Source organism: Streptomyces sp. NPDC048277, from assembly GCF_040652235.1.
Lineage (GTDB): Bacteria > Actinomycetota > Actinomycetes > Streptomycetales > Streptomycetaceae > Streptomyces.
Map to the genome: position 1 here is coordinate 173958 of NZ_JBEZLQ010000001.1, position 12454 is coordinate 186411.

Here is a 12454-nt window from a genome sequence, read left to right on the forward strand (position 1 = left end):
GACCGAACCTCCTCTGAACTGGGGTTTCTGTCTCTGTGTCCGGGAAGGGACCGGGGAGCGCGTAGTGAGTCCGAGCCCTCGGAAGGACCCCCTCTTGGCCGCCTCGCGCACTGCCTCGAACGCGAATATGAACAACGGCGCCAGCACCGCCCCGCTGCGCATCTCTTTTGCAAAGATCAAGGAGCCTCTCGAGGTTCCCAACCTGCTCGCGCTGCAGACCGAGAGCTTTGACTGGCTGCTCGGCAACACCGCCTGGCAGAGTCGGGTCGAGGAGGCTCTGGAGTCAGGTCAGGACGTCCCCACCAAGTCCGGTCTGGAGGAGATCTTCGAGGAGATCTCCCCGATCGAGGACTTCTCCGGGTCGATGTCGCTGACGTTCCGCGACCACCGCTTCGAGCCGCCGAAGAACAGCATCGACGAGTGCAAGGAGCGCGACTTCACGTACGCCGCCCCGCTCTTCGTCACGGCCGAGTTCACCAACAACGAGACCGGCGAGATCAAGTCCCAGACGGTCTTCATGGGCGACTTCCCGCTCATGACGCACAAGGGCACCTTCGTCATCAACGGCACCGAGCGTGTCGTGGTGTCGCAGCTGGTCCGTTCGCCCGGTGTCTACTTCGACTCCTCCATCGACAAGACGTCCGACAAGGACATCTTCTCCGCCAAGATCATCCCGTCCCGGGGTGCCTGGCTGGAGATGGAGATCGACAAGCGCGACATGGTCGGTGTCCGTATCGACCGCAAGCGCAAGCAGTCCGTGACCGTCCTTCTCAAGGCCCTCGGTTGGACCACCGAGCAGATCCTCGAGGAGTTCGGCGAGTACGAGTCCATGCGCGCCACCCTGGAGAAGGACCACACCCAGGGCCAGGACGACGCGCTGCTCGACATCTACCGCAAGCTGCGTCCGGGCGAGCCCCCCACGCGTGAGGCCGCGCAGACGCTGCTGGAGAACCTGTACTTCAACCCGAAGCGTTACGACCTCGCCAAGGTCGGCCGCTACAAGGTCAACAAGAAGCTGGGTGCGGAGGCTCCGCTGGACGCGGGCGTCCTGACCGTCGAGGACGTCATCTCGACGATCAAGTACCTGGTGAAGCTGCACGCCGGCGAGACCGAGACGGTCGGTGACAGCGGTACGAACATCGTCGTCGAGACCGACGACATCGACCACTTCGGCAACCGTCGTCTGCGCAGCGTCGGCGAGCTCATCCAGAACCAGGTCCGTACCGGTCTGGCCCGTATGGAGCGCGTCGTCCGGGAGCGCATGACGACCCAGGACGTCGAGGCGATCACGCCGCAGACCCTGATCAACATCCGGCCGGTCGTCGCCTCCATCAAGGAGTTCTTCGGCACCAGCCAGCTGTCCCAGTTCATGGACCAGAACAACCCGCTGTCGGGTCTCACCCACAAGCGCCGTCTGTCGGCTCTTGGCCCGGGTGGTCTCTCCCGTGAGCGGGCCGGCTTCGAGGTCCGTGACGTGCACCCGTCGCACTACGGCCGTATGTGCCCGATCGAGACCCCCGAAGGCCCGAACATCGGTCTGATCGGCTCGCTCGCCTCCTACGGCCGCGTCAACGCGTTCGGTTTCGTCGAGACCCCGTACCGCAAGGTCGTCGACGGCCAGGTCACCGACGAGGTGGACTACCTGACCGCCGACGAGGAGGACCGCTTCGTCATCGCGCAGGCCAACGCCGGCCTCAACGACGACATGCGCTTCTCCGAGGCCCGCGTCCTGGTCCGCCGCCGTGGCGGCGAGGTCGACTACGTCGCCGGTGACGACGTGGACTACATGGACGTCTCGCCGCGCCAGATGGTGTCGGTCGCGACCGCCATGATCCCGTTCCTCGAGCACGACGACGCCAACCGTGCCCTCATGGGCGCGAACATGATGCGCCAGGCCGTGCCCCTGATCAAGTCCGAGTCCCCGCTCGTCGGCACCGGCATGGAGTACCGCTCCGCCGTCGACGCCGGCGACGTGGTCAAGGCCGAGAAGGACGGTGTGGTCCAGGAGGTCTCCGCGGACTACATCACCACCGCCAACGACGACGGCACGTACATCACGTACCGCCTGGCCAAGTTCTCCCGGTCCAACCAGGGCACCTCGGTCAACCAGAAGGTCATCGTCGACGAGGGCGACCGCATCATCACCGGCCAGGTGCTGGCCGACGGTCCGGCCACCCAGAACGGCGAGATGGCCCTCGGCAAGAACCTGCTCGTGGCGTTCATGCCGTGGGAGGGTCACAACTACGAGGACGCGATCATCCTGTCGCAGCGCCTCGTGCAGGACGACGTCCTCTCCTCGATCCACATCGAGGAGCACGAGGTCGACGCCCGTGACACCAAGCTCGGCCCCGAGGAGATCACCCGGGACATCCCGAACGTCTCCGAGGAGGTCCTCGCCGACCTCGACGAGCGCGGCATCATCCGGATCGGTGCCGAGGTCGTCGCCGGTGACATCCTCGTCGGCAAGGTCACGCCCAAGGGCGAGACCGAGCTGACCCCCGAGGAGCGCCTGCTGCGCGCGATCTTCGGTGAGAAGGCCCGTGAGGTCCGCGACACCTCGCTGAAGGTGCCGCACGGCGAGATCGGCAAGATCATCGGTGTGCGCGTCTTCGACCGCGAGGAGGGCGACGAGCTTCCCCCGGGTGTGAACCAGCTGGTGCGCGTCTACGTCGCGCAGAAGCGCAAGATCACCGACGGTGACAAGCTCGCCGGCCGCCACGGCAACAAGGGTGTCATCTCCAAGATCCTGCCCATCGAGGACATGCCGTTCCTCGAGGACGGAACCCCGGTCGACATCATCCTCAACCCGCTCGGTGTCCCGTCCCGAATGAACCCGGGACAGGTCCTGGAGATCCACCTCGGCTGGCTCGCCAGCCGCGGCTGGGACGTCTCCGGCCTCGCCGACGACTGGGCCCAGCGTCTGCAGGCCATCGGTGCCGACCAGGTCGCCCCGCGCACCAACGTCGCCACCCCGGTCTTCGACGGTGCCCGTGAGGACGAGCTGGCGGGTCTGCTGCAGCACACCATCCCCAACCGCGACGGCGACCGCCTGGTGCAGCCGTCCGGCAAGGCGCGGCTGTTCGACGGCCGCAGCGGTGAGCCGTTCCCGGACCCGATCTCCATCGGCTACATGTACATCCTCAAGCTGCACCACCTGGTCGACGACAAGCTGCACGCCCGTTCGACCGGCCCGTACTCGATGATCACCCAGCAGCCGCTGGGTGGTAAGGCGCAGTTCGGTGGCCAGCGCTTCGGCGAGATGGAGGTGTGGGCCCTCGAGGCCTACGGCGCCGCCTACGCGCTCCAGGAACTGCTCACCATCAAGTCCGACGACGTCACCGGCCGCGTGAAGGTCTACGAGGCCATCGTCAAGGGCGAGAACATCCCCGAGCCCGGCATCCCCGAGTCCTTCAAGGTCCTCATCAAGGAGATGCAGTCGCTCTGCCTGAACGTGGAGGTGCTGTCCAGCGACGGTATGTCCATCGAGATGCGTGACACCGACGAGGACGTCTTCCGCGCTGCGGAGGAGCTCGGCATCGACCTGTCCCGGCGCGAGCCGAGCAGCGTCGAAGAGGTCTGACGGGAGTCCGGCGGGCCCTGAGCGATCAGGGCCCCGCCGACCCCCAGGCCCCCGTTTCAGACCACAGACTTACAACCCTGAGAGGGATTGACGCATAGTGCTCGACGTCAACTTCTTCGACGAGCTCCGGATCGGCCTGGCCACCGCGGACGACATCCGTCAGTGGAGCCACGGCGAGGTCAAGAAGCCCGAGACGATCAACTACCGCACCCTCAAGCCGGAAAAGGACGGGCTCTTCTGCGAGAAGATCTTCGGCCCCACCCGGGACTGGGAGTGCTACTGCGGCAAGTACAAGCGCGTCCGCTTCAAGGGCATCATCTGTGAGCGCTGCGGCGTCGAGGTGACCCGCGCCAAGGTGCGCCGTGAGCGGATGGGCCACATCGAGCTGGCCGCGCCCGTCACGCACATCTGGTACTTCAAGGGTGTCCCGAGCCGGCTGGGCTACCTGCTCGACCTGGCTCCCAAGGACCTCGAGAAGGTCATCTACTTCGCGGCGTACATGATCACGTTCGTCGACGAGGAGCGCCGTACCCGCGACCTGCCCTCCCTGGAGGCGCATGTCTCCGTGGAGCGCCAGCAGGTCGAGAACCGCCGGGACGCCGACCTGGAGGCCCGCGCCAAGAAGCTGGAAGGCGACCTGGCCGAGCTGGAGGCCGAGGGTGCCAAGGCCGACGTGCGCCGCAAGGTGCGCGAAGGTGCCGAGCGCGAGATGAAGCAGCTGCGCGACCGTTCGCAGCGCGAGATCGACCGCCTCGACGAGGTGTGGACCCGCTTCAAGAACCTCAAGGTCCAGGACCTGGAGGGCGACGAGCTCCTCTACCGCGAGCTGCGTGACCGCTTCGGCACGTACTTCGACGGCTCGATGGGTGCCGCGGCGCTGCAGAAGCGCCTGGAGTCCTTCGACCTCGACGAGGAGGCCGAGAAGCTCCGCGAGATCATCCGCACCGGCAAGGGCCAGAAGAAGACCCGTGCGCTCAAGCGCCTGAAGGTCGTCTCCGCGTTCCTGCAGACCAGCAACAGCCCCAAGGGCATGGTGCTCGACTGCGTGCCGGTCATCCCGCCGGACCTGCGTCCGATGGTGCAGCTGGACGGTGGCCGCTTCGCGACCTCCGACCTGAACGACCTGTACCGCCGTGTCATCAACCGCAACAACCGCCTGAAGCGCCTTCTCGACCTCGGTGCGCCCGAGATCATCGTGAACAACGAGAAGCGCATGCTCCAGGAGGCCGTCGACGCGCTCTTCGACAACGGCCGTCGTGGTCGCCCGGTCACGGGCCCCGGCAACCGTCCGCTGAAGTCCCTCAGCGACATGCTGAAGGGCAAGCAGGGTCGATTCCGTCAGAACCTGCTCGGCAAGCGTGTGGACTACTCCGCGCGTTCCGTGATCGTCGTCGGTCCGCAGCTGAAGCTGCACCAGTGCGGTCTGCCGAAGGCCATGGCGCTGGAGCTCTTCAAGCCGTTCGTGATGAAGCGCCTGGTCGACCTGAACCACGCGCAGAACATCAAGTCCGCCAAGCGCATGGTGGAGCGCGGCCGCACCGTCGTGTACGACGTCCTCGAAGAGGTCATCGCCGAGCACCCGGTGCTGCTGAACCGTGCGCCCACCCTGCACCGCCTCGGTATCCAGGCCTTCGAGCCGCAGCTGGTCGAGGGCAAGGCCATCCAGATCCACCCGCTCGTCTGCACCGCGTTCAACGCGGACTTCGACGGCGACCAGATGGCCGTGCACCTGCCGCTGTCCGCGGAGGCGCAGGCCGAGGCCCGCATCCTGATGCTGTCCTCGAACAACATCCTCAAGCCCGCCGACGGCCGTCCGGTGACGATGCCGACCCAGGACATGGTCCTCGGTCTGTTCTTCCTCACCACCGACGGCGAACTGCGTGACGTCAAGGGCGAGGGCCGCGCGTTCGGCTCCACGGCCGAGGCGATCATGGCGTTCGACGCCGGTGAGCTGGCGCTGCAGTCGGCGATCGACATCCGCTTCCCGGTGGGCACCATCCCGCCGCGCGGCTGGACCCCGCCGGCCGTCGAGGAGGGCGAGCCGGAGTACCAGACCGGTGACACCTTCCGGCTGCGCACCACCCTGGGCCGCGCGCTCTTCAACGAGCTGCTGCCCGAGGACTACCCGTTCGTCGACTACTCGGTGGGCAAGAAGCAGCTCGGCGAGATCGTCAACGACCTGGCCGAGCGCTACCCCAAGGTCATCGTGGCGGCGACGCTCGACAACCTGAAGGCGGCCGGCTTCTACTGGGGCACCCGCTCCGGTGTCACCGTGGCCATCTCCGACGTCGTCGTCCCCGAGGCGAAGAAGGCGATCGTCGCCGGCTACGAGGCGCAGGACGAGAAGGTCCAGAAGCAGTACGAGCGCGGTCTGATCACCAAGGAAGAGCGCACTCAGGAGCTCATCGCGATCTGGACCAAGGCGACCAACGAGGTCGCCGAGGCGATGAACGAGAACTTCCCCAAGACGAACCCCATCTTCATGATGGTTGACTCGGGTGCCCGAGGAAACATGATGCAGATGCGGCAGATCGCCGGTATGCGTGGTCTGGTGTCGAACGCCAAGAACGAGACGATCCCGCGTCCCATCAAGGCGTCCTTCCGCGAGGGCCTGTCCGTGCTGGAGTACTTCATCTCCACGCACGGTGCCCGTAAGGGTCTGGCCGACACCGCCCTGCGTACCGCCGACTCGGGTTACCTGACCCGTCGTCTGGTGGACGTCTCGCAGGACGTCATCATCCGCGAGGAGGACTGCGGCACCGAGCGCGGCCTCAAGCTGCACATCGCGGAGGTCGGCGCGGACGGCGTGCTGCGCAAGGCGGAGAACGTCGAGACCAGCGTGTACGCCCGTGCGCTGGCCGAGGACATCGTCGTCGACGGCGTGGTGCTGGCCCCGGCCAACACCGACCTCGGTGACGTCCTCATCGACGAGCTGGTCGCCCGTGGCGTCTCGGAGGTCAAGACCCGCTCGGTCCTGACCTGCGAGTCCGCCGTCGGCACCTGCGCCATGTGCTACGGCCGCTCGCTGGCCACCGGCAAGCTGGTCGACATCGGTGAGGCGGTCGGCATCATCGCCGCCCAGTCCATCGGTGAGCCCGGTACCCAGCTGACGATGCGTACCTTCCACACCGGTGGTGTGGCCGGTGACGACATCACCCAGGGTCTGCCGCGTGTCGTCGAGCTCTTCGAGGCCCGTACCCCGAAGGGTGTCGCCCCGATCTCCGAGGCCGAGGGCCGGGTGCGGATCGAGGAGACCGAGAAGACCAAGAAGATCGTCATCACCCCGGACGACGGCAGCGACGAGACGGCGTTCCCGATCTCGAAGCGCGCCCGGCTCCTGGTCAGCGAGGGCGAGCACGTCTCGGTGGGCCAGAAGCTCACCGTGGGTGCCACCAACCCGCACGACGTGCTGCGCATCCTGGGCCAGCGTGCCGTCCAGGTCCACCTGGTCGGCGAGGTCCAGAAGGTGTACAACTCGCAGGGTGTGTCGATCCACGACAAGCACATCGAGATCATCATCCGGCAGATGCTGCGCCGTGTGACGATCATCGAGTCCGGCGACGCCGAGCTGCTGCCCGGCGAGCTGGTCGAGCGCTCGAAGTTCGAGCACGAGAACCGTCGTGTGGTCCAGGAGGGCGGTCACCCGGCCTCCGGTCGTCCGCAGCTCATGGGTATCACCAAGGCCTCGCTGGCCACGGAGTCCTGGCTGTCGGCGGCGTCCTTCCAGGAGACGACGCGAGTCCTCACCGACGCGGCGATCAACGCCAAGTCCGACTCGCTCATCGGCCTCAAGGAGAACGTCATCATCGGTAAGCTCATCCCGGCCGGTACGGGTCTGTCCCGCTACCGCAACATCCGGGTCGAGCCGACCGAGGAGGCGAAGGCCGCGATGTACTCGGCCGTCGGCTACGACGACATCGACTACTCGCCGTTCGGCACGGGCTCCGGCCAGGCCGTTCCGCTGGAGGACTACGACTACGGTCCGTACAACCAGTAAGCGAGCATGAGTCGAAGGGCGGTCACCCCGTTTCGTACGGGGTGACCGCCCTTCGGCGTTGCGTCAGCGTGCGGTGACTTCGAGCGCCGTGACGACCACCGCCGCCACGGCGGCCAGCGCGCCGATGCTCGCCAGCGGCCAGCGGGAACGCTCCAGGGCGTCCAACCGGTGCTCGTGATCGGCGAGTTGCCTGTCGGTCTGGTCACTGCGCTGGACGAGCAGCGCGAGCGAGCCGTCGACCCGGGCGAAGCCGGCCTCCAACGTGCCGCGCAGACGCTCCAGTTCCAGGGCGACGGTGACCGGGTCGTTCGGATCAGGGTCGGTCATCGGCGCCTCCCGTCCGCAGCCACGCGGGCAGCAGCGCCTGTACGGCGGGTACGGCCATGATCCTGGTGACGGCCGCGGCGACGGCCAGTGCGCCGGCGACCCAGGGCAGGGTGTCCGGGACGCCGGCGGCGTCGACGACCGCCGGCAGCAGGACGCACAGGCCGACGGCTGTCTGCACGACGGTGCGCAGCGTGCGCCTGGTCGGTTCCGTCACGGGTCAGACCTCCGTGACGAAGGGGACCTTGAGAGCCGCCCAGGACTTCGCCCCCGGCCAGCCGTCGGCGGAGGAGCCGGTGTAGCCGAGCCTGCGCTGCCACTTGGCGTACGACGCCCGGTCGGCCTCGGTCCACTGGGGGCCGGGTCCTGCGGAGTACGCCGAACAGCCGTTGGCCACCAGCCGCTTGCCCATCGCGGTGACGATCGCCGACTTCGGGTTCTTCCGGAACCACGCGGCACCGGGGAAGGGCTGGTAGGCGGGGGTGGTGGGGGTCGTCGGGGGGTTCTTCGTCCGCAGTCGGGTGGCGACCCGGCCGCGGAAGTCCGCCATCGCGAAGCCCTTGGGGTCGATCTTCGTGTTCGTCCACTCCTTGTGGCCGATCACCGAGCGCGCGCTCCAGCCGTGCGCGCGGCACAGCGCGGCCGACGCCCGGACCATGGCGTCCAGCTGGACGTCGGGCCAGGGGTCCTTGCCGTCGCCGAGGTTGACGCACTCGAAGCCGTAGAAGCGGACGTTGCCGTCGGTGTTGTTCTGGTGCGGGGCGGGGAGCGTGGTGCTCTCGGCGACGACGGCGGCCAGGACGTCGCCGTCGCCGGTGCCGGCGTGGTTGGCGCGGCCGTTGCCGACGAGGTGGACCGTGCCGTCCTTGGCGATGACGCCGTGGCAGAGGGGGCCTGGGAGGTCGGAGCGGCCGTTGAAACACATGCTGACGGAGGTGCTGGTGCCGGAGGTGACGGTGTGATGGATGATCACGCCGTTCACCGGGCCCCAGGCGCCGTGGCCCGCGCGGTTGTGGGTGCGCCAGCCGTCGTGTTCGACGACGGTGACGCCTTCGGCTGCGAGGGCGGACAGGAGGGCGTCTGCGGTGAGGGGTGTGGCCATGGGCTTCCTTGTCGAGGGGCGGGAGGGCATGAAAAAACCCGGGCCGGGGGAGGGCGGCTCGGGTGGTGTGCGGTGTGCGGGTGGGTGGGGGCTGGTCGCGCAGTTCCCCGCGCCCCTTACCGGGCGTTGGATGGGTCGTCGGTTGAATCGGTGCCGCCCGAACTGCCGTCGGTGGTCGTCCACTTCGTGCAGAGGGCTGTGTAAGCCGCCGTGTTGTCCGCGAAGTTGGTGAGGGCCACGGCCACCGCGCGCTGGATCGCGGTCTGGTCGGGGACGACCGGGGCCGTGCCGACGGGTGAGACGGTGATCCGGCCGATGCCGCGCAGCGCCGAGTTGTTCGTGCCGGACTCGGTGAGCTGGGCGGTGACGCTGACGGGCGAGTAGGTGCCGGTGATCGAGTCCGGGCCGATGATGTCGCTCAGGCTGGTGTCGGAGACCTTGATGTAGACGGTGTGGCCGGCCTCGGTGATGGTGGCCCGGCCCGCGAAGTCGATCGCGAGACCCCAGGGCTGGGTGGTGTCGATGTCCATGCGTTCCTCTCTCAGGTCTGGCGGCCGTACATCAGTACGGGGTTGGCGTAGACGGTGCCGGAGGTGCTGGTGACCAGGGCCTGGATCTCCACTTTGAGCAGCGTGTTGTAGACGGAGGCGAAGTCGGAGCTGACCGGCCCCGAGTAGTCGAAGTCGGCCGGAGCGGTGGCCACCCCGCCCCACTGGGCGCCGTTGACCAGGACCTGGACCTGACCGGTGGCGCCGGAGCTGGTCCGGGTGTTGATCAGCAGCCGCATGTTCGGCTGCCAGACGACGTTGTACGACATCGCGATCGTCGTGAACTGGCTGGTCACGGTGGTCTGCGGCCAGCGGGTCGCGGTCGTGTCCTGGGGCGGCAGCATGTTCAGCCATGGCCGGGCGATGCCGCCTGCACCGACGTCGTCCGAGAAGATCTCGCGCCCGGCGGAGTCGTAGACGCGCAGCGGCTGTTCCGAGGTGGCGGTGCCGTCGCCGTTGTACATGCTGATGGCCCGGTGGCCGGTCTGACGCAGGAGTTCCAGCTGGTACTCCTTGCCGTTCCAGTTGCCGACCCGGAAGATGGCCGGTCCGTCGGCCGGTCCGACCGAGAGGGCGCCGCCGGTGACCGTGTTGAGCGCGGGCCGGGTGTTGACGGCCGTCGACAGCTGCTGGATCCGGCGTTCCATCTGGGTGAGCCGGTCGATGATGTCTTCGGGGAGCTGGGGCATCAGGCGGCCTCCTCCAGGTAGAGCTCGGCGGTGTCCGGGCGGCCGCGCTGGGCCGGGCTGACCTTGACGCCGATGATCCGGTAGGTGGCGTCGAGGCCCTCGGTGAACCACTCGTCGGTGATCCGGATGCGCGCGGTCCGGCCGAGCAGCGCGGTCGGCACCAGGTCGTCGAGGCGGATGCTGATCTCGGGGATCACCACCGCGCCGGTCGCCGCGGCCAGTTCGGTCTTGGCGAGGGCGTCCAGGGTGTGCTGGTCGGAGATGTCGTTGTGGTCGGAGGTCAGGTCGATGCGCGGATAGCCGGCGTGCCCCTCCCCGGTGCCGATCAGCTGGTGGGCACAGGCGACGGCGGAGGCCAGCGGCCGGGACTCGGTGGCCTGGTCGGTGTTGGTGGAGGCGCCGCGGGCCCGGGCGGTGGTGCCGCCGCGGGTGGCGTCGCGGGGGAAGGAGTACGACAGGATCGTGCCGGGCCGGTCCAGGACCAGCGGGGTGGAGCCGGTCTCGATCCTCGGGTGACCCAGCACCAGCCGTCGCACCCGGCTCCCGGAGACCGGGTCGGTGTAGACGGTGACGTGGTACTCGAAGCCGTCGTCCAGCGCGGCCAGGGAGTCCAGGGCGTCCTGGTAGCTGGTCTCGTCGCCGTCCCGGTAGGTGATCGTGCGGGTCACACCGGAGGTCTCGGCGCCGTAGGTGACGAGGATGTTCCCGCCGTCCAGCGCGGTCTGCATGTCGTTCCACAGGCCCCGGGCGACGTCCAGCTGGTCGACGCCCGCGAAGGGGAGCGTGTACTGGGGGTCGTACGCGGACGTCTTCGCCCGGATCATCCGCCGTCCCGCGTACGACTCGAAGGTCGCCGCCTGGATGCCGAGGGTGAGGATGCCCTGGTCGTCGCTCTGCAGGGTGCTGGTCCAGATGATCCCGCCCCACCACAGGTCGGTGCCGCGCTGCAGGTAGACCGAGGTGCGGCCCTCCTCGATGCGGCGGACCCGGGCGGCCACCTCCGCGTTGGGGACGGGGACGGTGCCGGAGAGCGAGCCGGCCTTGCCGATGTAGTCGTCGACGGTGACGTCGCGCAGCGGCAGGATGTCGATGGTGCGGTCGGTGAGCAGGTCGCAGAAGATCGCCCGGTAGGGCGTGTCCGTGGTCATGGGCTGTCAGCTCCTTGGCCGGGCGGTGGTCAGAGCACGAAGCAGGTGGAGACGCGCACGTTGTTGCCGACCTGGATCACACCGCTGGTCGCCCAGGTGATGAGGTAGACGGAGCCGTCGGTGGTGATCCGGGCCGCGCCGCTCGCGTATCCGTCGGTGGCGACGGCGTAGCTGTCGGCCGCGGGCCGCCAGCCGGCGGGCAGGGTGCCCATCAGTTCGTCGGAGACGTTGCCCGGGTTGGTGGTGCCGGCCGCGGTCGCGGTGAGGCTGCTCGTGGTGCGGGTGAGGGCGAGGGTGAGCGAGCAGACACCGCGGGTGCGCCGGGCGGTGAAGGACCCCAGGGTCCAGCTGCCCGTGGCGGTGGCGCCGGTCGTGGCGGTCTCCACCACGAGGGGCGGCTGGTAGTCGGCCCAAGCGGTACCGGACCAGCGCTGGAGTACGCCGCCGGCGTCGCGGTACTGGCCCGGGTAGGCGCCGTTGCTGGTGTCGCTGGTGACCGGCAGGATGCCGCCGATGCCGACGGTGCTGGTCCGTACGCCGGTGATCCCGCTGGTCCAGTCGATGGCGTTGGCACCGGCACTCGCGCCCTTGGGCACGGTGACCTGGTAGAGCGGGAGCGCCAGGGCCGGCGTCGCGGGTGCGACCGGGGTGGCGGCGGGGGCGCCCTGGACGATCTCGACGGCGGCCTCGGTGCGGCCGGAGCCGTTGTAGACGTCGTCGTAGACGCGCAGCACGACCAGGTCGATCCGCCCGTACTGGGCGTCGCCGGCGGCGAAGGTGAGGTTCAGGTACTCGGTCAGCGCGACGGGGTAGGCGCCCTGGGCGTCGGTGCCCTGGACGACGGCCCGGCCGGGGCTGACGCTCGCGGTCATGGTGCCGGTGGCGCCGGTGAGGGTGAATCCGGAGATCCGGTACTGGCCGTCGGGCGAGCCCGGCAGGATGCCGGAGCGGGTGGCCACGGTCGAGGTCGGGGTGAGGGCGCCGAGGGCGACGAGCCGGGTGTCCTCACGGGTCTGGCCGTCGGGGGACAGCCAGCCGGAACGTACGGGCATGGTGAACTCCTTTG

9 protein-coding genes are annotated in these 12454 nt (G+C 68.4%); 2 read left to right on the top strand and 7 right to left on the bottom strand.

The genetic code is table 11. The annotated features are described in order from the left end of the window. Nucleotides 1-94: 94 nt before the first annotated feature. Together rpoB and AB0D85_RS00885 are read left to right on the top strand one after the other, a co-directional pair. On the top strand, nucleotides 95-3580 hold the full coding sequence (gene rpoB, locus AB0D85_RS00880; RefSeq protein ID WP_362312083.1) for a DNA-directed RNA polymerase subunit beta: 3486 nt from the start codon (nucleotides 95-97) through the stop codon (nucleotides 3578-3580). Between the two features lie 97 nt (nucleotides 3581-3677). Continuing rightward, nucleotides 3678-7577 (top strand): DNA-directed RNA polymerase subunit beta', encoded by a 3900-nt coding sequence (locus AB0D85_RS00885; protein ID WP_362312085.1) that lies wholly within the window; start codon nucleotides 3678-3680, stop codon nucleotides 7575-7577. Between the two features lie 63 nt (nucleotides 7578-7640). On the opposite strand, the gene AB0D85_RS00890 is transcribed toward AB0D85_RS00885, so the two are convergent. The 7 genes from AB0D85_RS00890 to AB0D85_RS00920 all read right to left on the bottom strand — a co-directional run bounded on the left by AB0D85_RS00890 (nucleotide 7641) and on the right by AB0D85_RS00920 (nucleotide 12440). Next, nucleotides 7641-7904 (bottom strand): hypothetical protein, encoded by a 264-nt coding sequence (locus tag AB0D85_RS00890; RefSeq protein ID WP_362312086.1) that lies wholly within the window; start codon nucleotides 7902-7904, stop codon nucleotides 7641-7643. Further along, nucleotides 7891-8118, bottom strand: coding sequence for a hypothetical protein (locus AB0D85_RS00895; protein ID WP_362312088.1), 228 nt, complete (start codon nucleotides 8116-8118; stop codon nucleotides 7891-7893). The genes AB0D85_RS00890 and AB0D85_RS00895 overlap by 14 nt, the downstream gene beginning before the upstream one ends. 3 nt (nucleotides 8119-8121) lie before the next feature. Then, nucleotides 8122-9003, bottom strand: coding sequence for a peptidoglycan-binding protein (locus AB0D85_RS00900; RefSeq protein WP_362312090.1), 882 nt, complete (start codon nucleotides 9001-9003; stop codon nucleotides 8122-8124). 116 nt (nucleotides 9004-9119) lie between these two features. Next, nucleotides 9120-9533 (bottom strand): ATP-binding protein, encoded by a 414-nt coding sequence (locus AB0D85_RS00905; protein WP_362312092.1) that lies wholly within the window; start codon nucleotides 9531-9533, stop codon nucleotides 9120-9122. A gap of 11 nt (nucleotides 9534-9544) precedes the next feature. Beyond that, on the bottom strand, nucleotides 9545-10240 hold the full coding sequence (locus AB0D85_RS00910; RefSeq protein ID WP_362312094.1) for a hypothetical protein: 696 nt from the start codon (nucleotides 10238-10240) through the stop codon (nucleotides 9545-9547). Beyond that, nucleotides 10240-11388, bottom strand: a complete 1149-nt coding sequence (locus tag AB0D85_RS00915) for a hypothetical protein (protein WP_362312096.1) — start codon at nucleotides 11386-11388, stop codon at nucleotides 10240-10242. The genes AB0D85_RS00910 and AB0D85_RS00915 overlap by 1 nt, the downstream gene beginning before the upstream one ends. Before the next feature lie 29 nt (nucleotides 11389-11417). Then, on the bottom strand, nucleotides 11418-12440 hold the full coding sequence (locus tag AB0D85_RS00920; protein WP_362312098.1) for a hypothetical protein: 1023 nt from the start codon (nucleotides 12438-12440) through the stop codon (nucleotides 11418-11420). Between the last annotated feature and the right edge of the window lie 14 nt (nucleotides 12441-12454).

Excerpts from the sequence above, each read along its gene's own strand:
- AB0D85_RS00890 (WP_362312086.1), bottom strand. The coding sequence starts at position 7,904 with ATGACCGACCCTGATCCGAACGACCCGGTCACCGTCGCCCTGGAACTG.
- AB0D85_RS00900 (WP_362312090.1), bottom strand. The coding sequence starts at position 9,003 with ATGGCCACACCCCTCACCGCAGACGCCCTCCTGTCCGCCCTCGCAGCC.
- AB0D85_RS00905 (WP_362312092.1), bottom strand. The coding sequence starts at position 9,533 with ATGGACATCGACACCACCCAGCCCTGGGGTCTCGCGATCGACTTCGCG.
- AB0D85_RS00910 (WP_362312094.1), bottom strand. The coding sequence starts at position 10,240 with ATGCCCCAGCTCCCCGAAGACATCATCGACCGGCTCACCCAGATGGAA.
- AB0D85_RS00915 (WP_362312096.1), bottom strand. The coding sequence starts at position 11,388 with ATGACCACGGACACGCCCTACCGGGCGATCTTCTGCGACCTGCTCACC.
- AB0D85_RS00920 (WP_362312098.1), bottom strand. The coding sequence starts at position 12,440 with ATGCCCGTACGTTCCGGCTGGCTGTCCCCCGACGGCCAGACCCGTGAG.